This is a genomic window from Streptomyces sp. NPDC006544 (assembly GCF_040611715.1).
Taxonomy (GTDB): Bacteria; Actinomycetota; Actinomycetes; order Streptomycetales; family Streptomycetaceae; genus Streptomyces.
In genome coordinates this window covers 27,176-50,796 of record NZ_JBEXOV010000035.1, presented here as the reverse complement: position 1 = coordinate 50,796, position 23,621 = coordinate 27,176, and the positions used below count along the sequence as shown (strand labels likewise).

Here is a 23,621-nt window from a genome sequence, read left to right as displayed (position 1 = left end):
GGAGTGTCGGTGCGGGCGGCTAGCCTTTTTACGTGCCCGCGCGTCCGTCCGCCCCGTCCGTCCAGCCCGCATCTCCCGTGCTGACCGACCCCGAGCAGCTCAAGGAGCTCCTCGGGATCCCCTTCACGCCCGAACAGATGGCCTGCGTCACCGCCCCGCCCGCCCCGCAGGTCATCGTGGCCGGCGCCGGGTCCGGCAAGACCACCGTCATGGCCGCCCGGGTGGTCTGGCTGGTCGGCACCGGCGCCGTCGCGCCCGAGCAGGTCCTCGGTCTGACCTTCACCAACAAGGCCGCGGGGGAACTCGCCGAGCGCGTCCGCAAGGCGCTCGCACGGGCCGGGATCACCGACCCCGACCCCTCCCCGGCCGAGGCCGGCGCGGCGGGCGGCGAGCCGCGCATCTCCACGTACCACGCGTTCGCCGGACAGCTCCTCAAGGACCACGGCCTGCGGATCGGCCTGGAGCCCAGCGCCCGGCTGCTCGCCGACGCCACCCGCTTCCAGCTCGCCGCACGCGTGCTGCGCGAGGCCCCCGGGCCGTATCCGTCCCTCACCAAGTCCGTCCCCGACCTGGTCAGCGATCTGCTCGCGCTGGACGGCGAGCTCTCCGAGCACCTCGTGCCGCCGGAGCGCCTGCGCGCGTACGACACGGAGCTCCTCTCCGTCCTCGCCGGCGCCAAGCTGAGCAACGAGGACCTGCGCAAGGTCCCCGAAGCCGTCCGCGGCCGCCTCGAGCTGCTGGAGCTCACCGAGCGCTACCGCGCCGCCAAGCGCTCCCGCGACCTCCTCGACTTCGGCGACCAGATAGCCCTCTCCGCGCAGCTGGCCACCACCCGGCCCGAGGTGGGGGCGCTGCTGCGCGAGGAGTTCCGGGTGGTGCTGCTGGACGAGTACCAGGACACCTCGGTCGCGCAGCGGCTGCTGCTGTCCGGACTCTTCGGCGCGGGCACGGGGCACGCGGTGACGGCGGTCGGCGACCCCTGCCAGGCGATCTACGGCTGGCGCGGCGCCTCCGTGGCCAACCTCGACGACTTCCCCGAGCACTTCCCGTACGCCGACGGGAGCCCCGCCACCCGGTACTCGCTCAGCGAGAACCGGCGCAGCGGCGGCCGCCTCCTCGACCTGGCCAACGAGCTCGCCGCCCCGCTCCGCTCGATGCACGAGGGCGTCGAGGCCCTGCGTCCCGCTCCGGGCGAGGAACGGGCCGGCTCGGTCCGCTGCGCACTGCTGGAGACCCACGCGCAAGAGCTCGACTGGCTCGGGGACTCGGTCGCCCACCTGGTCCGCACGGGCACGGAGCCGCGCGAGATCGCCGTACTGTGCCGCTCGGCCGGGGACTTCGCGCGGATCCAGGCGGTCCTCGTCGAGCGGGACGTCCCCGTCGAGGTGGTCGGGCTGTCCGGGCTCCTGCACCTCCCCGAGGTCGCCGACCTCGTCGCGGTCTGCGAGGTCCTCCAGGACCCGGGGGCCAACGCCTCCCTGGTCCGGCTCCTCATCGGGCCGCGCTGGCGCATCGGAGGACGGGACCTGGCGCTGCTGGGCCGCCGGGCGCGCACGCTGATCGCCCGCACGCCGTCCGGGTCCGGTGCCGGTTCCGGCGACGAGGACCGTCTCGCGGCCGCCGTGGAGGGCGTGGACCCGGCGGAGGTCGTCTCGCTGGCCGACGCGCTCGAGACGTTCCTGGACGGCTCGGGCTCGGGCTCCGGCCCCGGATCCAGGTCCGGCCCGGGCTCCGGCTCCGGTCCGGACGACCTGCCCTTCTCGGCCGCCGCCCGGGTCCGCTTCGCGCACCTCGCCCAGGAACTGCGGGACCTGCGGCGTTCGCTCGCGGACCCGCTGATGGACGTACTGCACCGGGTGCTGTCGACGACCGGCCTCGATGTGGAACTGGCCGCCTCCCCGCACGCGCTGGCGGCCCGTCGCCGGGAAACCCTGTCGAGCTTCATGGACGTGGCGGCCGGCTTCGCCTCCCTGGACGGCGAGGCCTCCCTCCTCGCCTTCCTGTCCTTCCTGCGCACGGCCGCCCAGTACGAGAAGGGCCTGGACCACGCGCTGCCCGGCGGGGAGAACACCGTCAAGGTCCTCACCGCCCACAAGTCCAAGGGCCTGGAGTGGGACGTGGTGGTCGTCCCCGACCTGTGCGCGGGTTCGTTCCCGAAGGAGAAGGCTCCCGAGGCCTGGACCTCGTACGCGAAGGTCCTCCCGTACGCCCTGCGCGGCGACGCGGCCACCCTCCCGGCGGCCCCGGAATGGACCTCGCAGGGCCTGCGCTCCTTCAAGTCCGCCCTCAAGCACCACAAGGCGGTCGAGGAACTGCGCCTGGGGTACGTCACCTTCACCCGCCCCCGGTCCCTCCTCCTCGCGTCGGGCCACTGGTGGGGCCCGACCCAGAAGAAGCCCCGGGGCCCGTCCGCCTTCCTGTCGGCCCTCCACGACCACTGCGCGTCCGGCAACGGCGAGATCGAGGCCTGGGCCGACACGCCGGCGCCGGACGCCGAGAACCCGGCCCTGGCGACGGACTCCACCCCGGACCACTCCTGGCCCCTCCCGCTGGACCCGGACTCCCTCGCGCTGCGCCGCCACGCGGCCGCCCTGGTCGAGTCCCACCTCTCCCGGGCCGCCCGCACCGCGTCCCCGGAGGCGCCCCCGGAGCCGTCCCCGGAGCCCGACGCCCACCTCTGGCCCCCTGACTGCGAGGAACCCTCGTACGACGAGGAACCCCCGGAGGACCCGGACTGGCCGCACCCGGACCCGCCCGAGCCCGAGTCCCAGCCTGAGCCCGAGTCCCAGCCCGAGCCCGAGTCCCAGCCCGAGTCCGGGCCATGGCCCGAGTCCGCGCCCGAGCCCGGGGGCCGGGCCGCAGCCGCGCGCCGCCCCGCCGTGCCCGGCCCCGCCGAAGACCTCTGGCCGGAAGCCGAGGGCTGGGGTCCGCAGGAGCACGGCCCCACCCGCCCCGGCCCCGCCCCGGCCGGCCTCGCCCCCGAGGACGCGCGGGCCGTCGCCTCCTGGGACCGGGACCTCGATGCCCTGGAGGGCGAGCTCCGCCGTGCCCGGGCGGCCGTCCGCGACGTCGAGCTCCCCTCCGCGCTCTCCGCGAGCCAGCTGCTCCGCCTCGCCGCCGACGAACAGGGCTTCGTACGCGACCTCGCCCGCCCCATGCCCAAGCCCCCGCAGCCGGCGGCGCGCCTGGGCACCCGGTTCCACGCCTGGGTCGAGTCCCGGTTCGACGAGCTCCCGCTGCCCCACCTCGACGTCCTCGACCCCGTCGCCGACCTCCCCGGCTTCGACACCGGCGCGGCCGGCGGCTCCGGACCCGGCTCCGACCAGGACATCGCCGACGAGGCCGACCTCGACTCCCTCAAGGCGGCCTTCGAGCGCAGCGAGTACGCCGACCGCACCCCGTACCGCATGGAGGCGCCGGTCCAGCTGACCCTCGCCGGCCGCGTGATCCGCGGCCGGATCGACGCCGTCTACCGCGACCCCGAAACCGGCACGTTCGAGATCGTCGACTGGAAGACCGGCCGGACCACCGAGGCCGACCCCCTCCAGCTCGCCGTCTACCGCCTGGCCTGGGCGGAAGCCACCGGCACCCCCCTCGCCGACGTCAGCGCCGCCTTCCTCCACGTCCGCAGCGGCCGCGTCATCCGGCCGCGGGACCTCCCCGACCGCGCCCGCCTTGAGCAGATCCTCCAAGGCAAAACGGACACGCGAAGTGACCGCCGAAGGGAAGGTTAGGCTCGTGGCCATGAGCGACACCCCGGCGGACAGCGTCGTCCGCACGTACATCGGCGCCCACCGCGCGGCCTTCCTCGACGACCTCGCCGAGTGGCTGCGCATCCCGTCCGTCTCGGCCCAGCCCGAGCACGCCGACGACGTGCGGCGCAGCGCCGACTGGCTGGCGGCGAAGCTGAAGGAGACCGGTTTCCCGGTCGCCGAGGTGTGGCGGACGGACGGCGCGCCCGCCGTCTTCGCCGAATGGCCGAGCGAGGACCCGGCCGCCCCCACCGTGCTCGTCTACGGGCACCACGACGTGCAGCCCGCCGCCCTCGCCGACGGCTGGCACACGGACCCGTTCGAGCCGGTGGTCAAGGACGGCCGGATGTACGCGCGCGGCGCCGCCGACGACAAGGGGCAGGTGTTCTTCCACACCCTCGGCGTCCGCGCCCACCTCGCCGCGACCGGCGCGTCCGCCCCCGCCGTGCACCTCAAGCTGATCATCGAGGGCGAGGAGGAGTCCGGTTCGCCGCACTTCCGCGCGCTGGTCGAGCGCGAGGCCCGGCGCCTCGCCGCCGACGTCGTGATCGTCTCCGACACCGGCATGTGGTCCGAGACCACCCCCACCGTCTGCACGGGCATGCGCGGCGTGGCCGACTGCGAGATCGATCTGCACGGTCCCGACCAGGACATCCACTCGGGCGCCTTCGGCGGGGCCGTGCCGAATCCGGCGACCGTCGCCGCCCGCCTCGTCGCGGCCCTGCACGACGACCGCGAGCGGGTCACGATCCCCGGCTTCTACGACGGCATCGCCGAGCTCACGGACGCGGAGCGCGCGCTGATCGCCGAGCTGCCGTTCGACGAGAGCGAATGGCTGCGCACGGCCAAGTCGCACGCGGCCTCGGGCGAGGCCGGCTACTCCACGCTGGAGCGGGTCTGGGCCCGCCCGACCGCCGAGGTCAACGGCATCGGCGGCGGCTACCAGGGCCCCGGCGGCAAGACCATCGTGCCCGCCTCCGCGCACCTGAAGCTCTCGTTCCGCCTGGTCTCCGGGCAGGACCCGTACGAGGTCGAGGCGGCCGTCAGGACCTGGGTCGCGGAGCGGATCCCGGCCGGGATCCGGCACGCGATCACCTTCGGCGCCCCCACCCGGCCGTGCCTGACCCCGCTGGACCACCCCGCGCTGCAGTCGGTCGTGCGGGCCATGGGGCGGGCCTTCGGGCAGAAGGTCCGCTTCACCCGCGAGGGCGGCTCGGGGCCTGCGGCCGACCTCCAGGACGGGCTGGACGCGCCCGTCCTGTTCCTCGGCATCTCCGTGCCCTCCGACGGCTGGCACTCGCCGAACGAGAAGGTCGAGCTCGACCTGCTCCTGAAGGGCGTCGAGACGACGGCCTACCTCTGGGCCGACCTGGCCGCCCACTGGAAGCCGGCCGGAGCCGCCTGAGCCGCCCTGAGCCGCCTGAACCGTCCGAGCCGCCGCCCGAGCCCGCCGCGTCCACCGCGCACCCGTCCTGCTGAGCCTGCCCGTGTCCCACCACCGGGGGAGTTGGAAGTACCTGTGAGCACCCGTACCGAGCCCGAACGCCCGATCTCGCTCGCCGCGCCCAGCGGAATCGACCGCGCGGCCCACCACCGCCTCGACGAGGCGTGGCTCGCCGCCGCCTGGAGCCACCCCACGACCCGCGTCTTCGTCGTCTCCGGCGGCCAGGTCCTGATCGACGACACCCCCGACGGCGCCACCGCCATCGTCATGACCCCGGCCTTCGAGGCCCCGGTCACCGAGACCCACCGGTACTTCCTGGGCACCGACGAGGACGGCGTACGGTACTTCGCGCTGCAGAAGGACTCGCTGCCCGGCCGCATGGACCAGTCGGCCCGCCCGGCCGGCCTGCGCGAGGCCGGCATGCTGCTGTCCGCGCGCGACGCCGGGCTGATGGTGCACGCGGTGGCGCTGGAGAACTGGCAGCGCATGCACCGCTTCTGCTCCCGCTGCGGCGAGCGCACGGTGGTCGCGGCCGCCGGGCACATCCGCCGCTGCCCCGGCTGCGGCGCCGAGCACTACCCGCGCACCGACCCGGCCGTGATCATGCTGGTCACCGACGACCAGGACCGCGCGCTGCTGGGCCGCCAGGTGCACTGGCCGGAGGGCCGTTTCTCCACCCTCGCCGGGTTCGTGGAGCCGGGCGAGTCGATCGAGCAGTCCGTGATCCGCGAGGTGTGGGAGGAGGCGGGCATCAAGGTCGGCGAGGTCGACTACGTCGCCAGCCAGCCCTGGCCGTTCCCGTACAGCCTGATGCTGGGCTTCACGGCGCGCGCCGTGACCTCCGACATCACGGTCGACGGGGAGGAGATCCAGGAGGCCCGCTGGTTCTCGCGCGACGATCTGCGCGAGGCGATCGAGGCGGGCGAGGTCCTCCCGCCGTCCGGCATCTCCATCGCGGCCCGTCTGGTCGAGCTCTGGTACGGCAAGCCCCTGCCGCGCCCGACGGCGCAGTAGGAACTCCCGGGAACGCGGAAGACCCCCGCCGGGGCGGGGGTCGTTCCGCGCGCGGGTGCGTGTCAGACGGCGAGGGCCTGCTTCACCTGGGCCAGGCTCGGGTTCGTCATGACCGACTCGCTGCCGGCGGCGGACGTCACGAGGACGGTGGGAACCGTCTGGTTGCCGCCGTTGGCCTTCTCCACGAACGCCGCGGACGCCGGGTCGAGCTCGATGTTGATCTCGTTGTACGCGATGCCCTCGCGGTCCAGCTGGCTCTTCAGCCGGCGGCAGTAGCCGCACCAGGTCGTGCTGTACATCGTGACGGTGCCGGTGTCCTGCATGCTGCGCGCTCCTTCGTGATGGCTCGGTGGTCCGAGTACTCGAACGTAACGGACCGCGCGGCCATTCCCGCCCGGGCGGTGTGACAAGTACGACGGACAGGGGCAGCCTGTGGACAAGTTTCCCGTCCGCCCCGCGAGACCTGGCAGCATGGCGGGGTGACAGCAGCAACGCACTCCTCATCCTTCACGGCCGTCGCCGACACGGCCGACACGGCCGACGCGGTGCTCCTGGGCCTGGACCCGGAGCAGCGCGAGGTGGCGACGACCCTGCGCGGGCCGGTGTGCGTGCTGGCGGGCGCCGGTACGGGCAAGACCCGGGCGATCACCCACCGCATCGCCTACGGAGTCCGGTCCGGCCAGCTGATGCCGGCGAGCGTGCTGGCCGTCACCTTCACCAACCGCGCCGCGGGCGAGATGCGCGGCCGACTGCGCCAGCTGGGCGCCGGCGGGGTGCAGGCGCGCACCTTCCACTCCGCCGCGCTGCGCCAGCTCCAGTACTTCTGGCCCAGGGCGGTCGGGGGCGACGTGCCCAGGCTGCTGGAGCGCAAGATCCAGTTCGTGGCCGAGGCCGGCGCGCGCTGCCGCATCCGCCTGGACCGGGGCGAGCTGCGTGACGTGACCGGCGAGATCGAGTGGGCGAAGGTCACCCAGACCGTCCCCGCCGACTATCCCGCGGCCGCCGTCAAGGCCGGCCGCGAAGCCCCCCGCGACCTGGCGGAGATCGCCCAGATCTACGGGACGTACGAGCAGCTCAAGCGCGACCGCGGCATGATCGACTTCGAGGACGTGCTGCTCCTCACCGTCGGCATCCTCCAGGACCGCCACGACATCGCCGAGCAGATCCGCAGCCAGTACCAGCACTTCGTCGTCGACGAGTACCAGGACGTCAGCCCGCTCCAGCAGCGGCTCCTGGACCTCTGGCTCGGCGAACGCGACAGCCTCTGCGTGGTCGGCGACGCCAGCCAGACGATCTACTCCTTCACCGGTGCCACCCCCGACCACCTGCTGAACTTCCGCACCAAGTACCCGCAGGCCACCCTGGTCAAGCTGGTCCGCGACTACCGCTCCACCCCCCAGGTGGTCCACCTCGCCAACGGCCTGCTGAACCAGGCCAGGGGCCGCGCCGCCGAGCACCGCCTCGAGCTGGTCTCCCAGCGCGAGACCGGCCCCGACCCGGTCTACGCGGAGTACCCGGACGAGCCCGCCGAGGCCGAGGGAGTCGCCCGCCGGATCCGGGACCTGATCGCGGCGGGCGTCCCGGCGGGCGAGATCGCCGTCCTGTTCCGCATCAACGCCCAGTCCGAGGTCTACGAGCAGGCCCTCGCCGACGCGGGAGTCCCGTACCAGCTGCGCGGGGCCGAGCGCTTCTTCGAGCGCACCGAGGTGCAGAAGGCGATCATGGCGCTGCGCGGGGCCGCCCGCTCCGGCGGCAACGACCCGCTGCTCGACGACGTCGTCGAGCTCGGCTCCCAGGTCCGGGCCGTCCTCAGCTCCACCGGCTGGACCTCCGAGCCGCCCGTCGGCTCCGGGGCCGTCCGTGACCAGTGGGAATCGCTGGCCGCGCTGGTCCGGCTCGCCGAGGACTTCGCCCGCGCCCGGCCGGGCGCCACCCTGGCCGACCTGACGATCGAGCTGGAGGAGCGCAAGGCCGCCCAGCACGCCCCGACCGTGCAGGGCGTCACCCTCGCCTCGCTGCACGCGGCGAAGGGCCTGGAGTGGGACGCGGTGTTCCTCGTCGGCCTGACCGACGGCATGATGCCGATCACCTACGCCAAGACCGACGAGCAGGTCGAGGAGGAGCGCCGGCTGCTCTACGTCGGCGTCACCCGGGCCCGGCACCACCTGACGCTCTCCTGGGCGCTCTCCCGCGCTCCGGGCGGCCGGGGCTCCCGACGGCCCAGCCGCTTCCTGAACGGCCTGCGGCCGGGCTCCGCGGCCCCGGGGAGCGCCGTGGGCGGCGCGGGGGAACGGGCGGCCCGCAAACGCGGCCGCCGCGGCCCGTCCCTGTGCCGGGTCTGCGGCAAGACCCTGACCGAGGCCGGCGAGCTCAAGCTGATGCGCTGCGAGGACTGCCCGTCGGACATGGACGAAGGGCTCTACGAGCGGCTGCGCGACTGGCGCGCCGTCCAGGCGAAGGAGCAGGGCATGCCCGCCTACTGCGTCTTCACCGACAAGACGCTGATGGCCATCGCGGAGGCCGCGCCCTCGGAGGAGGGAACGCTCTCGATGATCTCCGGAGTGGGCGGCCGCAAGCTCGAGCGGTACGGAGCCGACGTGCTGGCCATCTGCGCAGGTGAGGACCCGGGGACGGCAGATCCTGACGACGCGTAGAAACTCGTCGGAAAAATAGTTTGCACATGCCCAGCGAAGCCCCATAGGTTCTTAGCAACGGAAACGGTGGGCTTCTCCGAAGCCCCGGATCCGTGCTGTACTTATCCGAATACGCATGGGACCAGGCCTCCGGGCCGAAGTCCCCGAGACGCCGAGAGGAGGCGAGATCAGTGACCAGCTTCATCACCACCACCAAGATGACCGATCGCTCGGTCGCCGCTTCCTGCACGCTCGGTTCCTCCACGCTCCTTCCGCTCACGGGTACCGGTCTGTCCGCCATGTGCGCCGACAGCCCTGTCCTGGCCGCCATCGCGCCCGTCGCGCTGCTGGTCAGCGAGCGCAATGAGCGACCGGCCAAGGCACCGGTGGCAGTAATGGCAGCAGAAGCCCAGGCGCATGGCGCCTATGGATTCGCGGCCGCAGCCGGTGCCGCCAGTGTCGGTATCAAGCGCCAGACGAAGCAGACGAAGCAGCAGCACCACCTGAAGTGGGCCTTCCGCGGGCTCGAACCCTGGAGTGATCCAGCCTGATCGCATGATCAGGCCGGCGCCTTCAGGGCCGCGGAACCCCACCCGGGATCCGCGGCCCTTCTGTTTGTCCCCGTACAGGGACGACGGAGCGAAGGGGCCTCGGGACTGGCAAGTCCAGTCGGTGTGACGAGGTGACCCAGCCGCCCCCGGCCGACCGGCCGGAACGACTAGACGACAAAGACGAGGAAGAAACCACCGTGCAACTCGAAGCGCACGCCCCGTCGGTATCCCAGACCCAGACCCTCTCCCCGCCCGCAGTCCCGGAGGACTCCACCTTGACTCCCCTCACCGCGCTGACCGCGCTCGATGACGCCATCGAGAACCTCGGCGTACCCGTTGCCTGCCGTACCTACGACCCCGAGGTCTTCTTCGCCGAGTCCCCGGCGGACGTCGAGTACGCGAAGTCCCTCTGCGGCACCTGCCCGCTGGTCGAGGCCTGCCTCGCCGGTGCGCTCGAGCGCCGCGAGCCCTGGGGTGTCTGGGGTGGCGAGCTCTTCGTCCAGGGCGTCGTGGTAGCGCGCAAGCGCCCCCGTGGCCGTCCGCGCAAGAACCCGGTTGTCGCGGCATGACCGCCAACGGAACCATCGACCGCCCCGTCACGCGTGACCCCCTGAAGCAGGCCCTCATGTCCCCGCACGCCACCACCAGCGAGCAGCCGCACGGCTCCGCCACCGCAGACTTCATCACCGCCGGCGCGATCACCTCGCGTCAGAACAGGACCCGCGAAATGCAACTCATCCCAGAAGCCCTGGCTCGTGCCCATATGGCCGACCGTATGCGTGAGGTCGACGTCGAACGTCGCGCCCTGCGCGTGGTCGCCGCCCGCCGCATGCAGCGGCGAGCCGAGCGCGTCTCGCTGCGCGCCCGCCGCGCGCTGGCCATGGCCGTCATGCACTAAGAGCACCGACACGGCCCGGAGCACCGACTCCGGCCGCAGACGCCCGGGGGACCGGTCCGAACGGACCGGTCCCCCCGGTGCGTTGCGAAGCGCCGTCCACGCCTCGCGGGGATATCGTCTGGAGGTGGACCAGCCGACTTCCCACCCGGCCCCGCCGGGACCCGAGGTGCCGCCCGTCGTCTGCGCGCGCTGCGGCGCCCAGTCCCCGGCCGGCGCCCCGCCCACCTGGACCTGCTCCGTGGAGAACGGGACCAGGCAGTACTTCTGCGTCGACTGCGCGCGGGCCAATCTCCGCGCCATCGAAGGCCGCCTCGACTCCGCCTGGTGGTGACCCGCGCCGGGACCGGGCGGCTCCGGCCCGGTCGCCGAGCAGCGCCCGCCGTCAGTCCTCGTCCGGCAGGAACCCCGGCAGCCAGGACTCCAGTTCGTCGCGGAGCCGGACCGTCGCGCCGAGCTGGCACAGGACGCCGATCGTGCTCAGCGTCACCCGGTGGATCAGCAGGTACGAGGGCGGCAGGTTGATCTGGCGCCCCAACTGGTGCGCGGGGGAGCGGGGATCGGCGATCCGCGCCGCCTGGCCGCGCAGCCACGGCCGGGTGAAGGTGAACTCCTCGGCCTCGGCGGGCTCGATGATGGGCATCAGGTAGTCGAGCACCGCATCGGGATCCAGCTCTATGGAGTCCCTGACGAAGCCCTCGGCGCGCAGGTGCCCGTAGACCCCCTCGGCGTCACCGTCGAGGGTCATCCGCAGCGACCTGCCCATGGGCTTGGGCCAGCCCCCGGGCAGCCGGTCGACCGTCCCGAAGTCCAGCACGCCCAGCCGCATCCGGCCGCCCGCCCCGCATATCAGGCGGAAGTTGCCCGGATGGGGATCCGCGTGGAGCAGCCCGGTACGGGCGGGACCGGAGAACAGGAACCGGGCCAGCAGCTGTCCGGCGCGGTCGCGCTCCTCCTCCGTGCCGTCGGCGATCACCTCCGACAGCGGCGTCCCTTCCATCCACTCGGTCACCAGCACCTGGTCGCCCTGGTGGACGACGTCGGGCACGACCACGTCCTCGTCGCCCGCGAAGGCGTCGGCGTGCGTCCGCTGCGCCTCGGCCTCCAGCTCGTAGTCCAGCTCCTCCGCGACCCGGTCGCGCAACTCCTTGATCAACGGTTTGATCTCCATGCCCGGGATCAGCGGCCCCAACAGCCCGGCGAACCGGCCCAGCTGCTTGAGGTCCGACAGCAACGCCTCGCCGGCTCCGGGGTACTGGACCTTCACCGCCACCTGGCGGCCGTCGTGCCACACCGCCCGGTGCACCTGCCCGATCGAGGCGGCCGCGGCCGGCTTGTCCTCGAACTCCTCGAACAGGTCCCGCCAGTCCGGACCGAGCCGCTCCGTCAGCACCTGGTGCACGGTCGCCGTGGGCAGGGGCGGCGCGGCTTCCTGAAGCTTCGTCAGCGCCGCCCGGTAGGGTCCGGCGACCTCCTCGGGCAGGGCCGACTCGAAGACCGAGAGCGCCTGCCCGAACTTCATGGCGCCGCCCTTCAGCTCTCCCAGGACGCGGAACAGGTGCTCGGCGGTGCGCTGCTGGAGCTCGCGCGCCACGATCTCCGCGGACTTGCCGCCGATCCGCTTGCCGAGCCCCCACGTGGCCCGGCCCGCCATGCCGAGCGGCAGCGCGGCCAGCTTGACGGTACGGGTGACCGCCTTCCGGGGAAGATCAGACATGCGCCCCTCCAATTCCCAGACAGCTGAGCCGCAAGCGGCGGTTCGGGGGAGCCCCCGACGAGCTCTCGGACGGCGCCTCGGCCACGGCAATCCTGTCATGGCCCGCTCCGGGTCCCGGAGCCCGATCCCCTTGCCGGCGGCACCGCGGCGGACTCACCGTCTCCGCCCGCGCCACACGGGCACTCGGGGTGCGGCAGGACCGCGGTGGGGTGCCAGTGGAGAGCGGGAAGAGCGGCCTCCCAGCGGGTGGCGGTGGAGGCGGGGAGTCCGCCGTCGAGGAAGGACAGGGCGTGGGCCGCGGCCAGGCCGGCCACCGCCGTCGAGAGGCCCAGATCGCAGGCACCGCCGGCGCGGCGGCGGTGGACCGCGCGCCACTGGACCAGCATCCGCGGCCAGGCCGGATCCCCGTCCACCCGGTCGCGCTCCATGCAGCCCGCACACGCGGTGGCCCCGGGCAGCACCAGGGGACCCACCAGCCCGGTGCCCTCCAGTACCCCCGCGTACAGGTGGGGGGTGCCGGTGGCGATCCAGTCGGCCGAGGTCTGCGGATCCGGGGCCCAGGCCTGCAGACCGTCCCGGGGCGCGACCACCACCAGGGCCAGCCCCGGCTCGGCTCCCCCGCTCTCCGCGGCCCGCGGTCCGCGCCCCGGGGCCGCCGCACGGACCGCCGCCCGCGCGGCCTCGGCGCGCAGCCGGCCCACGCCGCCGGGTCCGAGCCCGCCGGGGGCCACGTCCGCCGGCTCCGCGCGCCCGCCGTCGAGCACCTCCACCCGGCCGATGCCGGCTCCCGCCAGGACCGAGGCGATCACCCCGCCCACCCGGCCGCTCCCGCGCACCTGGACCCGTATCCCGCGGCGGGCGGCGACGGCCCGCGCGTCCCCGCCCGGCTCGGGGTGGACCAGGGACAGCGATCCCAGGTCCGGGCCGAGCCGCGCCAGGGTCTGGGGCCGTGACCGCACCGCCTGGACCCGGGGGCCGCCGACGGTGGCGTCGTCGAGCAGTCCGGCCGAGGCCAGCCGCCGCACCACCTCGTCGACCCGGCCGTCCGGCAGGCCGATCACCTTGCCCCGCGCGCGCAGCAGCTCCATCCCCCGGGTCCCGTCGATCAGCTCCAGGAGCGAGGCCGTCGCCGTGTCTACCGGGCCGAGCACCACCGCGTGGGCGGGCGTCACCCCGAACTGCACCGTCTGCAGATCCCGCCACGCCCGCGCCAGCGCCGTCTTCACCTTCGGATACACCGTGGTCCCCCTCGCTCGTCAGGCTGTGCGCCCGTCCCGCGGCCCGCCCTTTTGTGCGGTGCTTTCCGCAAGATTGCCCGGCGGTCGGTAGACGCGTGAGAATTTGTCCACAGGCAAGGGGTATTGGGCATATGAGCTGGATAATCGAGGTTCTTGTGGGGCGGCCGTGAATCGCTCGCGTTCGAGCCCCGTAGGGCGGGACTTCCGCCGCGGCGAGCGGGTACCGTCGTGGCGTGCCCGCCGATCCACCACCGCGCGCCGTCGAAGTCCGCCGGAGCGCGCGCCGCCGCAGGACCGTATCCGCCTACCGCGAGGGTGATCGTACGGTCGTCCTGATCCCTGCCCGGATGTCCGAGGCGGAGGAGAAGCGCTGGGTGGGCGTCATGCTCGACAAGCTGGCGGCCCAGGAGAGCAGGCGCCCCCTCGGGGACGCGGAACTCACCGAGCGCGCGGAGCGCTTGTCCGAGCAGTACTTCGGCGCCCGTGCCCGCCCCCGCTCGGTCCGCTGGGTCACCAACCAGAACACCCGCTGGGGTTCGTGCACCCCGGCCGAAGGCAGCATCCGGCTCTCCCACCGCCTCCAGGGGATGCCCGAGTACGTCGTCGACTACGTACTGCTGCACGAGCTGGCGCACCTGCTCGTGCCCGGCCACGGGCCGGACTTCTGGGAATTGCTGGAGGCGTACCCGCGCACCGAGCGCGCCCGCGGATACCTCGAAGGAGTCGTCGCCGCCGAGCGCCTCCCGAAAGTCCCGGCCGCCCGCGACGAATAGTCCGCACTTGCCCGCCATGTCATACCCCGTGATATGTACCGGGTCGGTACCGACTTGGCCGGATGTCCGAGGATGCCGTTAGCCTGAGCGCCACGCATTCACAGTCGGGACGGGGGACGGTCTTAGGTATGACCAGGGAATTCCAACGCGGTCACAAGGCCAAGATCAGCGATCTGACGGCCGGCACGGACCTCTACGTGGGTGTCCACATCGCCGGGCCCGGGCTCGCCATCGACATCAGCTGCTTCGGCCTCGACGCGAACGAACAGCTCTCGGACGATCGCTACTTCGTCTTCTTCAACCAGCCGAAGTCGCCGGAAGAGTCCATTCAGCAGCTCGGCGCGCAGTCCGGCGACTCGGAATCCTTCCGGGTGACCCTGGACCGCATTCCGGCCGGCATCCACAAGCTGTCCTTCGCCGCGTCGATCGACGGCGCCGGCCAGATGTCGCAGATCGGACCGGGCTACATCCGCGTCGTGGCGGGAGGCGAGGAGGTCGTCCGGTACGCCTTCACGGGCTCGGAGTTCACCACCGAGCGCGCGCTGATGATCGGCGACTTCTACCTCAAGGACGTGTGGCGCTTCGCCGCCGTCGGCCAGGGCTTCGACGGCGGGCTCGCCGCGCTGCTCGAGAACTTCGGCGGCGAGGTCGCCGAGGAGGAGCAGCCGCAGGCCCCGGCTCCGGCCGCCGCGCCCGGTTTCGCCCCGCCGCCGCAGGCCGCCGCGCCCGCGCCCGCGTTCGGCGCCCCCGCGCAGACACCGCCCCCGGCCGCCCCGGCGCCCTCCTTCGGAGCCCCCGCGCAGACACCGCCCCCGGCCGCCCCGGCGCCCTCCTTCGGAGCTCCGGCCCAGGTCCCGGCCCCCGCGCCGTACCAGCAGCCCGTCCACGCGGCCCCCACCATGGCCGCGCCGATGGGCACCCCCCTGGCCCCGCCGGCCCCCGCACCGTACGGGCAGCCGCAGCAGCCCCAGGCCCAGCCCTACGCCGCCCAGGTCCCGCCGCCCGCCCCGGCCCCCGCACCGTACGGGCAGCCGCCGCAGCCCTCGTACGGGCAGGTTCCCCAGGCGCCGGGCCAGTTCCCGGGCCGGCAGCCGCCCCCGTACGGCCAGCAGCCCCCCGCCTACGGCCAGCCCGCGCACGCGATGCCCGCCGCCGGCGCCGGACTCGCCGCCGCCCTCCAGCCGTACAAGGAAGCCCCCACGGGCGCCCGCTGGACCCCGCAGAACCAGCAGCTCATGCGCGTCGACCTGTCGATGGGCGGTCAGGCCGTCCTCGCCCGCCAGGGCAGCATGGTGCTCTACCAGGGCAAGGTCGACTTCAGCTACAAGGGCGCGGGCTTCGCCGGCCGCATCGTCGGCAACGCCACCGGCCAGGAGATGCAGCTCATGCGCTGCACCGGCCGCGGCCAGGTCTTCCTCGCGGAGGAGGGCGCCCACCTGCACGCCATCGAGCTCCAGGGCGACGGCATCTGCGTCTCTGCCGAGAGCGTCCTCGCCTTCGACGAGTCGCTCCAGCACGAGGTGCGCCGCATCGAGGGCCACGGCATCCCGGGCGGCGCGCTGTTCACCATGCAGTTCCAGGGCGCCGGCACGGTGATCGTCAAGACCCACGGCGTACCCGTCGTCCTGCCGGTCACCCCGACCACCTTCGCGGACAGCAACGCCATCGTCGCGTGGTCCTCCGCCGCCCAGGTGATCATCTCCAGCCAGGTCAGGCTCCGGCGCAACGCCTACCCCGGCCACAGCGGGGAGACCGTGAACCTCCAGTTCCGCGGCGCTCCCGGCAACTTCATCGTCGTCCAGCCGTACGAGGTCTGAGGGAGCCCCACATGAATGCCATGAACGCTATGAACCAGCAGCTCGCGGGCTACGCCCCGACCCCCGTCACGGCCCGCATGGAAAACCACGGCCGGGCCATGCTCAAGGTCGCCATGCAGAGCGGCCAGGACCTCTTCGCGCGCACCGGGTCGATGGTCGCCTACGAGGGCTTCGTCCAGTACGAGCCCAACCCGCCGGCCGTCCGCCAGATGGCCTCGCAGTGGCTCACCGGCGAGGGCGCCCCGCTGATGAAGTGCACGGGAGACGGCCTGCTCTACCTCGCCGACTACGGCGCGGACGTCGTCGTCGTCAACCTCAACAACGACTCCCTCTCCGTCAACGGCACCAACCTGCTCGCCTTCGACGCCCACCTCCAGTGGGGTGTGGAGCGGGTCAAGGGCATGGCCAAGTTCGCGGGCCAGGGCCTGTTCAACGTGTCGGTCTCCGGCACCGGCTGGGTCGCGATCACCTCCCGGGGCACCCCGATCGTGGTCGACTGCGGCCGCGGTGACGACGAGACGTACGTCGACCCCGACGCGCTCGTCGCCTGGTCCCCGAACCTCAAGGTCAAGGGGAAGCGCAGTTTCAAGGCCTCGTCGATGATCGGCCGGGGCAGCGGGGAGGCCTACCAGATGGCCTTCTCCGGCCAGGGCATCGTGGTCGTCCAGCCCAGCGAGGACAGCACCGACCGGCTCCGGGCCCGGGGCTGAGGGGGAGAAGGCACATCATGCAGAGCTCACTTTTCGCCCACGCCGAGGCGCAGTCCCAGGAGCGGTACGCCGTCCAGAACCCGCAGCTGCTGCGGGTCTCCCTGAGCGGCTCCGACGACGTGCTCGCCCGCAAGGGCGCCATGGTCGCCTACCAGGGGATCATCGACTTCGACGGCGAGTACCAGAGCACCACCCAGCGGAGCGCCCGCCGCCGCACCGGCGAGGGCCTCGACCTGATGCGCTGCTCCGGCCAGGGGACGGTCTACCTGGCCAACCTGGCGCAGTACGTCCACGTCCTGGACGTGGACCAGGAGGGCCTCACCGTCGACAGCAGCTACGTGCTGGCCCTCGACTCGACCCTGCACACCGAGGTCATCGCGGTGGACAGCCAGTACGGCATCTCCGGCTCCGGCAAGTACCAGCTCAACATCACCGGCCGCGGCAAGGTCGCGCTGATGACCTCCGGGCAGCCGCTGATGATGCAGGTCACGCCCGACAAGTACGTCAACGCCGACGCGGACGCCATCGTCGCCTGGTCCACGTCGCTGCGCGTGCAGATGCAGGCCCAGACGCACTCCACCGGCGTGTGGCGGCGGCGCGGCAACACCGGCGAGGGCTGGGAGCTCAGCTTCCTCGGCACCGGCTTCGCGCTGGTCCAGCCCAGCGAGGTGCTCCCGCCGCAGAACGCCCAGATCGGCCAGGGCGCCGCCGCGCAGTTCGGCGTGGGCCAGCAGGGCGCCCACGCGCAGAACCAGAACAACGCCTGGAACTGACCCGGCCCGGCCGTCCGCGACGGCGTGACGCGACACAGGAGGGGCGGCCCCGCACCGGCGGAGCCGCCCCTGCCGCACGTCCGTCCCGGGGCTCAGAGCCTCGCCCGGGCCGCCTCCACCAGCCGCACCACGGAGGCGTCGGCCACCGCAGCCACCTCCTCGTACGCGAACCAGCGCAGGTCCAGCGACTCGTCGCTGATCGCTTCGAGCGCCCCGGCGGGCGCCAGCGCCGCGTACTGCACGTCCAGGTGCCAGTTGCACGGCGCCGGAATGGGATGCCGGTCCAGGCGCACGGGCCCGCCCGGCAGCAGCGTCAGGCCGTCCGCGATGCCCGACTCCTCGACGGCCTCGCGCAGCGCGGCCCCGGCGAGCGTGGTGTCGCCGGGCTCGCAGTGCCCGCCCATCTGGAGCCACATGCCGAGCTTCTTGTGCAGGGTCAGCAGTACGCGTCCCCGCGCGGGGTCGACCACGAGCGCGCTGCCCGTGAGGTGCCCGGCGCCGCAGGGCTTGTAGACCCCGTCCGGGTGGGCGGCCAGATGCGCCAGATAGACGTCGCGCAGCGCGGCCTGGTCCCCGTCGGCGGCGTATTCCTTCAGCGTGTGGACCGCGTCGTCGTACAGAGTCACTTCTTGTCGTCGCCGTCCTGCTCGCGGCCGTCCTGATCACGCTTCTGGGCGGCGGCCTCACCGAGCATCTTGTCGATCTCGGAGAAGTCCGGCTGCTCGTGGTGCACGAAGCCGTCCGGGTCGTCCAGGTCGGAGGCGGTCGGCAGCATGTCCGGGTGCTCCCACAGTCCGTCCCGCCCGTCCACGCCGCGCGCGTCGGTGAGCGAGGCCCACAGCCGGGCGGCGTCGCGCAGCCGGCGCGGCCGCAGCTCCAGCCCGATCAGCGTCGCGAAGGTCTGCTCCGCCGGGCCGCCGGAGGCGCGCCTGCGGCGCATGGTCTCGCGCATGGCGTCCGCCGAGGTCAGCCGGGGAGAGGCCGCCTCGTGCACGACCGCGTCCACCCAGCCCTCGACCAGCGCGAGCGCCGTCTCCAGGCGGGCCAGCGCGGCCTTCTGCTCCGGCGTGTCCTGCGGCTGGAACATGCCGCCCTGGAGGGCTTCCTGCAGCTGCTCCGGGTTCGAGGGGTCGAGCTGGCCGACCACTTCCTCCAGCTTCGAGGTGTCGACCTTGATGCCCCGCGCGTAGCCCTCGACCGCGCCGAAGAGGTGCGAACGCAGCCACGGCACGTGCGCGAAGAGACGCGCGTGGGCGGCCTCGCGCAGCGCCAGGTAGAGCCGGACCTCGTCCGGGGGGACGCCCAGGTCCTTGCCGAAGCCCTCGATGTTCAGGGGCAGCAGTGCGGCCTTGCCGGCGGGGCCCAGCGGCAGACCGATGTCGGTCGAGCCGACGACCTCGCCCGCCAGCGTGCCCACGGCCTGGCCGATCTGCTGGCCGAACATGGCTCCGCCCATGGAGCGCATCATGCCGAGCAGCGGGCCCGCCATGGCCTGCATCTCCTCGGGCAGGACGCCGCCCATGGCCGCGCCGACGCGCTCGGCGACCGGGTCCACGAGCTCCTTCCACACCGGGAGGGTGGCTTCGACCCACTCGGCACGGCTCCACGCGACCGCCGTCGCGGCGCCGGACGGCAGCGAGGTGACGCCGTCGAGCCAGTGGTCGGCGAGCCGCATGGCCTCCTGGACCGCGGACCTCTCGGCGACGCCGACGCTGGCGTCCTTCACTCCGTCCGAAGTGCCCTGGGCGACGGTCTGGCGGGCGATGTCCTTGGCCATGTCCCAGTTGACCGGCCCGCCCTCGTAGCTCAGCATCTGGCCGAGCTGCTGGAAGGCGGCGCCCAGGTCGTTCGGGTTCATCGAGCCGAACATCGCGGCGAACGGATTGTCGGCTCCGCCCGTGCCGCCGGCGCCTCCGGGCAGGCCCCCGGGCAGGCCCGCGCCGAACCCGAACGGATTCGGGCCGCTCTGACCGCCCTCATTGCCCTTCTTCTTGCCCTCGTCGCCGTTGTCCGGCTCCTCCGGCGGAAGGCCGAATCCGAATGGGGTGTCGCTCACGGGTTTCCTCGGCTCGTAGGGCCGCCGGCGGGAGCCGGCGGGCAACGGTTCGACAACTTCACCCAGCGTAGACACCAGACCCGCTTCCGGGCTCGGTGCACCCCCGACTCCTGGGCTGCGGCAGGATGGACATCACCTGGTGGGTACGCGTCACGGCGCGCCCCTACTGAAGACAACCGCTGGAGACGCCTGGTGAGTTCCCCGGATCCGCACGCTTTGGACAAGGACAGCTCGGAAAACCGCCCTGAGCACGGTGATGACGCCCACGGCGTTCGCCAGCCGCGTAACCCGGCCGGCTCCCAGCGGCGAGGTCCCGTGATCGCCGTGACCGGCGCCGCGTCGGGAGTCGGCGCGGCCCTGGTGACCAGGCTGGCCGCGTCCGACGAGGTCAAGCAGGTCGTCGCGATCGACGAGCGGCGCGGGGACTGCGCGGACGCGCAGTGGCACCTCCTGGACGTCAGGGACCCCGCGATCGCCGAGAAGCTGCGCGGCGCGGACGTGGTGGTGCACCTGGCGCTGGACCTGGACCTGGAGACGGATCCCGCGGCCCGCACGGCGTACAACGTGCGCGGCACCCAGACCGTGCTCACCGCCGCCGCGGCGGCGGGGGTGCACCGGGTCGTCCTCTGCACCTCGGCGATGGTCTACGGCGCCCTGCCCGACAACGACATCCCGCTCTCGGAGGACGCCGAGCTGCGGGCGACCGCCGAGGCGACCGGCGTCGGCGACCTGCTGGAGATCGAGCGGCTGGGCCGCCGGGCACCGCGCGCGCACCCCGGCCTGAACGTCACCGTGGTCCGCCCGGCCGTCCTGGTCGGCGGCACCGACACCGCGCTGACCCGCTACTTCGAGTCGCCCCGGCTCCTCGTCGTCGCCGGATCCCGCCCCACCTGGCAGTTCTGCCACGTGGAGGACCTGGTCAGCGCGCTGGAGTACGCGGCGCTGGAGAAGGTCGAGGGCGAGCTGGCGGTCGGCTGCGAGGGCTGGCTCGAGCAGGAGGAGGTCGAGGAGCTGAGCGGCATCCGCCGCATGGAGCTCCCGTCGGCCGTCGCCCTGGGCGCGGCGGCCCGGCTGCACCGGATCGGCCTGACCCCCTCCCCGGCCGGGGACCTGGCGTACACGATGCACCCGTGGGTGGTCAGCGTCAGCGGGCTGCACGCCGCCGGTTGGCGGCCGCGCTGGACCAATGAGGAGGTGCTGGCGGAGCTCCTCCAGGAGGTCGCGGGCCGGCACACGGTCGCCGGGCGCCGGCTGGGGCGCAAGGACGCCACCGCCGCGGGCGCGGCGGGGGCGACGGTCGCCCTGCTGGGCGCCGCCGCCGCGATCCGCGCGGCCCGCCGACGCCGGGGGATCTGACCGGCCGGCCCGGGCCGGCGCCGGAGCACCGGCCCGGGACCAGGCGCCGCGCCCGCCCCCGGGGCCGGATCCGGCCGTTTCCGTAGGAGGCTCCAAGGGCGGCGCCGCGGCCCTGGGGAAACGGCTATTCCGCCGGGTCAGCGGCTAGGGCACGATGGACGCATGGCACCGCACTTCGACCACCCCGGCGAGCAGGCCGCTCCGGATCCCGTCCGGCTGCTCGCGATCCGTGAGACCCCGCTCTCGATCGACGAGGTCTTCCAGGCCGTCGGCGACGACGCGACGGGCGGAACGACGCTCTTCGTCGGCACGGTGCGCAACCACGACAGCGGTGCGGACGTCGACCGGCTCGGCTACTCCTGCCACCCCTCGGCCGAGGCGGAGATGCGCCGCGTCGCCGAGCGCGTCGTGGCGAAGTACCCGGTCCGCGCCCTCGCCGCCGTGCACCGCGTCGGCGACCTGGCCGTCGGCGACCTCGCGGTCGTCGTCGCCGTCTCCTGCCCGCACCGCGGCGAGGCCTTCGAGGCCTGCCGGATGCTGATCGACGACCTCAAGCACGAGGTCCCGATCTGGAAGCACCAGACCTTCTCCGACGGCACGGAGGAGTGGGTCGGCGCCTGCTGAGCGCAGGGCGGACGCACCCGTTCGGACGCGCAACACGCCCTCGATTTGCGTAACCCCCTCCCGGGCACCAGCGTTGAAGCCACCAACAACATGTACTACGGGGTAGGGAGGCACGCCCATGGCGTCACTGGCGTGGTTGCTGATTCCGCTGCTCGCCGCGGTCGGAGCGGCGATATGGGGCAGCTGGGCAGCGCGCGACCGCACGGCGGGAGACATATCCGAGCTCGCGGGCTACGCGAGGTTCCGTGAAGCCATGGGCAAGGACGAACCGTCCCGGGCCACGGCGGACGCACATTCCGGCTCCGACACCGCCTGAGGGCGCCCGGACCCGTACGGACCGGCCCCGGAGGCCGCCCGCGAGGGGCGTCCCGTACTGTCGGTCCATGCCACGCCGCACTGCGACGATGCTCGCTTCCACCCTGATGCTCTTCGCCCTGCTCTGCGCAGGGGTGTTCATGAAGGTCCCGTATTCCGAGATGAGTCCGGGACCGACCGTGAACACGCTCGGGGACTCGCACGGCGAGCCGGTCCTGAACATCTCGGGGCGCAAGACGTACCCGACGAGCGGGCATCTGAACATGACGACGGTCCGCGTCACGGGCGCGGACTACGACATGAACCTGCTGGAAGCGGTGTACGGCTGGGCGGCCGGCGACAACATCGTCGTGCCGCACGAGAACCTCTACCCGAACGGCAAGACGGACCAGGAGTCCACGCAGGAGAACGCCGAGGAGTTCAGCCAGTCGCAGGAGAGCGCCAAGGTGGCCGCGCTCAAGCAGCTCGGCATCCCGGTGGAGGCCCGCGTGATCGTCGCCTCCGTGGTCAAGGCCAGTCCCTCCGAGGGCACGCTGCACGCCGGTGACGTGATCAAGGCCGTGGACGGCGCCCCCGTGAACGCCCCCGAGGACGTGGCCAAGCTGGTCACCAAGCACAAGCCCGGCGAGCCGGTCGAGTTCACCATCGTGCCCGCGGCGGAGGCCGCCGAGGCCGAGAAGGCCCACCGCGAACCCACCGGCACGACCAAGGTCACGGTCGTCGCGGGCAAGGCGGACGGCGACGGCCACGCCGTCGTCGGCATCCGGGCGGGCACCGACCACACCTTTCCGTTCACGATCGACATCAAGCTCGCCGACGTCGGCGGCCCGAGCGCCGGCCTGATGTTCTCGCTCGGCATCGTCGACAAGCTCACCCCGGCGGACCTGACCGGCGGCAAGTTCATCGCCGGAACCGGCACCATCGACGACGCGGGCAAGGTCGGTCCGATCGGCGGCATCCAGATGAAGACCATCGGGGCCCGCCAGGCGGGCGCCGAGTACTTCCTGACCCCCGCCGAGAACTGCGCCTCCGCCGCCGCCCACGTGCCCGACGGGCTGACGCTGGTGAAGGTGTCGGCCATCGACGACGCGGTCAAGGCGCTGGAGAAGATCGGCAGGGGCGACACGGCCGGGCTGCCGCAGTGCGGCACCAAGCCCTGACCGTGTCCGCCTCCGTGTCCGCGCCACCCGGCCGGGTCTGAGCCGGCCGGGTCGCGCGGGCCGGCCGGGCACTCGGCCGGCCGGGCCGTCCGGGTCAGTCGAGGAAGGTGGCGGCGAGCGCCTCGGCGAGCCCCGGCACCAGGGTCGCACCGGTCAGCACGTCGTTCGCCGAGTCCTTGTCCCGCAGCCGTACGGCCGACTCGCGCGATCCGTCGCGCAGGACGCCCACGGTCAGCCGGACCTCCTGCCGGTCCGGGTGCGCGGCGACCCACTTGGCCAGCTGCTTGTCGGTCAGCCCCTCCGGTACCGAGGCCTCCGCCGACGGCGGCAGCATCAGCCGCTCCACCGTCAGCGCGCAGCCCAGGATCGACGGGGGCCAGGCGATGGTGCCCAGGAACTTGTCGAGCGGGGTGCCGGCCGGCACCTCGTCCTGCTCGATCGGGGTGAGCTGGTTCTTGCCCGTGTCGTCCTGGTCGAGGCCGAGCTGGCGGGCGACTCCCGGCGCCTCCTTGCGCAGCCTGGCCGTGTCGACCAGGGCGAAGAGCCGGGCGGGCTTGTCCCAGCCGAGGGTGGAGGCGTACTCGTCGATCTCGAGGACGGCGCGGGTCAGCGGGGTGGCGGCCATCGGGGTGCCGGGGGACGGCGGAAGGTTGGACATGGGCAACATCCTGCCTCCTTTCCGGCGGATACCGGGAACTGACTAAAGCCTCAGTAAGTTGCATGAGTGGGCCCTACGATCGGGGGCCCATGCTTTGAAAAATCTCAGCATCACTTACCACACAGCTACTTTCGA

At 73.0% G+C, this 23,621-nt stretch carries 22 protein-coding genes; 16 read left to right on the top strand and 6 right to left on the bottom strand.

The annotated features are described in order from the left end of the window. Positions 1–32: 32 nt before the first annotated feature. The 3 genes from ABZY44_RS18345 (at position 33) to nudC (ending at position 6,210) form a co-directional block, all read left to right on the top strand. The gene (locus ABZY44_RS18345; RefSeq protein ID WP_356654942.1) at positions 33–3,734 is read left to right on the top strand and encodes an ATP-dependent DNA helicase; all 3,702 of its coding nucleotides are present in this window, start codon (positions 33–35) and stop codon (positions 3,732–3,734) included. Between the two features lie 10 nt (positions 3,735–3,744). Continuing rightward, entirely contained in the window at positions 3,745–5,157 is a 1,413-nt protein-coding gene (locus ABZY44_RS18340; protein ID WP_356654940.1) for a dipeptidase, read from the top strand. A 114-nt stretch (positions 5,158–5,271) separates the two neighbouring features. Next, the gene (nudC, locus tag ABZY44_RS18335) at positions 5,272–6,210 is read left to right on the top strand and encodes an NAD(+) diphosphatase (RefSeq protein ID WP_356654939.1); all 939 of its coding nucleotides are present in this window, start codon (positions 5,272–5,274) and stop codon (positions 6,208–6,210) included. Between the two features lie 62 nt (positions 6,211–6,272). On the opposite strand, the gene ABZY44_RS18330 is transcribed toward nudC, so the two are convergent. Next, a complete protein-coding gene (locus tag ABZY44_RS18330) occupies positions 6,273–6,533 on the bottom strand; it encodes a mycoredoxin (RefSeq protein WP_356654937.1) in 261 nt (86 codons plus the stop codon). Between the two features lie 156 nt (positions 6,534–6,689). Here ABZY44_RS18330 and ABZY44_RS18325 point away from each other — a divergent pair, with 156 nt between their 5' ends. The 5 genes from ABZY44_RS18325 (at position 6,690) to ABZY44_RS18305 (ending at position 10,623) form a co-directional block, all read left to right on the top strand. Next, complete coding sequence (locus ABZY44_RS18325; RefSeq protein WP_356654935.1) at positions 6,690–8,864, top strand: ATP-dependent DNA helicase UvrD2; 2,175 nt, start codon at positions 6,690–6,692, stop codon at positions 8,862–8,864. 170 nt (positions 8,865–9,034) lie between these two features. After that, positions 9,035–9,394 (top strand): hypothetical protein, encoded by a 360-nt coding sequence (locus ABZY44_RS18320; protein ID WP_356654933.1) that lies wholly within the window; start codon positions 9,035–9,037, stop codon positions 9,392–9,394. A 197-nt stretch (positions 9,395–9,591) separates the two neighbouring features. After that, complete coding sequence (locus ABZY44_RS18315) at positions 9,592–9,963, top strand: WhiB family transcriptional regulator (protein ID WP_356654931.1); 372 nt, start codon at positions 9,592–9,594, stop codon at positions 9,961–9,963. Further along, positions 9,960–10,292, top strand: a complete 333-nt coding sequence (locus ABZY44_RS18310; RefSeq protein WP_356654929.1) for a hypothetical protein — start codon at positions 9,960–9,962, stop codon at positions 10,290–10,292. The genes ABZY44_RS18315 and ABZY44_RS18310 overlap by 4 nt, the downstream gene beginning before the upstream one ends. A gap of 124 nt (positions 10,293–10,416) precedes the next feature. After that, on the top strand, positions 10,417–10,623 hold the full coding sequence (locus ABZY44_RS18305) for a hypothetical protein (RefSeq protein ID WP_356654927.1): 207 nt from the start codon (positions 10,417–10,419) through the stop codon (positions 10,621–10,623). A gap of 51 nt (positions 10,624–10,674) precedes the next feature. On the opposite strand, the gene ABZY44_RS18300 is transcribed toward ABZY44_RS18305, so the two are convergent. Together ABZY44_RS18300 and ABZY44_RS18295 are read right to left on the bottom strand one after the other, a co-directional pair. Beyond that, the gene (locus ABZY44_RS18300; protein ID WP_356654925.1) at positions 10,675–12,006 is read right to left on the bottom strand and encodes an AarF/ABC1/UbiB kinase family protein; all 1,332 of its coding nucleotides are present in this window, start codon (positions 12,004–12,006) and stop codon (positions 10,675–10,677) included. A 95-nt stretch (positions 12,007–12,101) separates the two neighbouring features. Beyond that, positions 12,102–13,244, bottom strand: coding sequence for a ThiF family adenylyltransferase (locus ABZY44_RS18295; RefSeq protein ID WP_356654923.1), 1,143 nt, complete (start codon positions 13,242–13,244; stop codon positions 12,102–12,104). 233 nt (positions 13,245–13,477) lie between these two features. Here ABZY44_RS18295 and ABZY44_RS18290 point away from each other — a divergent pair, with 233 nt between their 5' ends. The 4 genes from ABZY44_RS18290 to ABZY44_RS18275 all read left to right on the top strand — a co-directional run bounded on the left by ABZY44_RS18290 (position 13,478) and on the right by ABZY44_RS18275 (position 17,317). Continuing rightward, on the top strand, positions 13,478–14,017 hold the full coding sequence (locus ABZY44_RS18290; protein WP_356654921.1) for a M48 family metallopeptidase: 540 nt from the start codon (positions 13,478–13,480) through the stop codon (positions 14,015–14,017). 128 nt (positions 14,018–14,145) lie between these two features. Next, complete coding sequence (locus ABZY44_RS18285) at positions 14,146–15,834, top strand: TerD family protein (RefSeq protein WP_356654919.1); 1,689 nt, start codon at positions 14,146–14,148, stop codon at positions 15,832–15,834. A gap of 29 nt (positions 15,835–15,863) precedes the next feature. Next, a complete protein-coding gene (locus ABZY44_RS18280) occupies positions 15,864–16,544 on the top strand; it encodes an AIM24 family protein (RefSeq protein ID WP_356654977.1) in 681 nt (226 codons plus the stop codon). A gap of 17 nt (positions 16,545–16,561) precedes the next feature. Then, on the top strand, positions 16,562–17,317 hold the full coding sequence (locus tag ABZY44_RS18275) for an AIM24 family protein (RefSeq protein WP_356654917.1): 756 nt from the start codon (positions 16,562–16,564) through the stop codon (positions 17,315–17,317). 92 nt (positions 17,318–17,409) lie between these two features. On the opposite strand, the gene ABZY44_RS18270 is transcribed toward ABZY44_RS18275, so the two are convergent. Beyond that, on the bottom strand, positions 17,410–17,943 hold the full coding sequence (locus ABZY44_RS18270; RefSeq protein ID WP_356654915.1) for an NUDIX hydrolase: 534 nt from the start codon (positions 17,941–17,943) through the stop codon (positions 17,410–17,412). Continuing rightward, positions 17,940–19,373 carry a zinc-dependent metalloprotease gene (locus ABZY44_RS18265; RefSeq protein ID WP_356654913.1) on the bottom strand — a complete coding sequence of 478 codons (1,434 nt, stop codon included), beginning with the start codon at positions 19,371–19,373 and terminating at the stop codon, positions 17,940–17,942. The genes ABZY44_RS18270 and ABZY44_RS18265 overlap by 4 nt, the downstream gene beginning before the upstream one ends. Positions 19,374–19,688: 315 nt before the next feature. On the opposite strand from ABZY44_RS18265, the gene ABZY44_RS18260 reads away from it, so the two are divergent. The 4 genes from ABZY44_RS18260 to ABZY44_RS18245 all read left to right on the top strand — a co-directional run bounded on the left by ABZY44_RS18260 (position 19,689) and on the right by ABZY44_RS18245 (position 22,828). Further along, positions 19,689–20,729, top strand: a complete 1,041-nt coding sequence (locus tag ABZY44_RS18260; RefSeq protein ID WP_356654911.1) for an SDR family oxidoreductase — start codon at positions 19,689–19,691, stop codon at positions 20,727–20,729. A 162-nt stretch (positions 20,730–20,891) separates the two neighbouring features. Beyond that, the gene (locus tag ABZY44_RS18255) at positions 20,892–21,353 is read left to right on the top strand and encodes a molybdenum cofactor biosynthesis protein MoaE (protein WP_356654909.1); all 462 of its coding nucleotides are present in this window, start codon (positions 20,892–20,894) and stop codon (positions 21,351–21,353) included. A gap of 118 nt (positions 21,354–21,471) precedes the next feature. Next, a complete protein-coding gene (locus ABZY44_RS18250) occupies positions 21,472–21,669 on the top strand; it encodes a hypothetical protein (RefSeq protein ID WP_356654908.1) in 198 nt (65 codons plus the stop codon). A gap of 67 nt (positions 21,670–21,736) precedes the next feature. Continuing rightward, positions 21,737–22,828, top strand: a complete 1,092-nt coding sequence (locus ABZY44_RS18245; RefSeq protein WP_356654906.1) for a PDZ domain-containing protein — start codon at positions 21,737–21,739, stop codon at positions 22,826–22,828. Between the two features lie 94 nt (positions 22,829–22,922). On the opposite strand, the gene ABZY44_RS18240 is transcribed toward ABZY44_RS18245, so the two are convergent. Continuing rightward, positions 22,923–23,495: a PPA1309 family protein gene (locus tag ABZY44_RS18240; protein WP_356654904.1), complete on the bottom strand. Its 573-nt coding sequence runs from the start codon at positions 23,493–23,495 to the stop codon at positions 22,923–22,925. Between the last annotated feature and the right edge of the window lie 126 nt (positions 23,496–23,621).

Coding starts and splice junctions, on each gene's coding strand:
- ABZY44_RS18340 (WP_356654940.1), top strand. CDS start 3,745: ATGAGCGACACCCCGGCGGACAGCGTCGTCCGCACGTACATCGGCGCC.
- ABZY44_RS18330 (WP_356654937.1), bottom strand. CDS start 6,533: ATGCAGGACACCGGCACCGTCACGATGTACAGCACGACCTGGTGCGGC.
- ABZY44_RS18310 (WP_356654929.1), top strand. CDS start 9,960: ATGACCGCCAACGGAACCATCGACCGCCCCGTCACGCGTGACCCCCTG.
- ABZY44_RS18300 (WP_356654925.1), bottom strand. CDS start 12,006: ATGTCTGATCTTCCCCGGAAGGCGGTCACCCGTACCGTCAAGCTGGCC.
- ABZY44_RS18285 (WP_356654919.1), top strand. CDS start 14,146: ATGACCAGGGAATTCCAACGCGGTCACAAGGCCAAGATCAGCGATCTG.
- ABZY44_RS18280 (WP_356654977.1), top strand. CDS start 15,864: ATGAACCAGCAGCTCGCGGGCTACGCCCCGACCCCCGTCACGGCCCGC.
- ABZY44_RS18275 (WP_356654917.1), top strand. CDS start 16,562: ATGCAGAGCTCACTTTTCGCCCACGCCGAGGCGCAGTCCCAGGAGCGG.
- ABZY44_RS18255 (WP_356654909.1), top strand. CDS start 20,892: ATGGCACCGCACTTCGACCACCCCGGCGAGCAGGCCGCTCCGGATCCC.
- ABZY44_RS18250 (WP_356654908.1), top strand. CDS start 21,472: ATGGCGTCACTGGCGTGGTTGCTGATTCCGCTGCTCGCCGCGGTCGGA.
- ABZY44_RS18245 (WP_356654906.1), top strand. CDS start 21,737: ATGCCACGCCGCACTGCGACGATGCTCGCTTCCACCCTGATGCTCTTC.
- ABZY44_RS18240 (WP_356654904.1), bottom strand. CDS start 23,495: ATGTTGCCCATGTCCAACCTTCCGCCGTCCCCCGGCACCCCGATGGCC.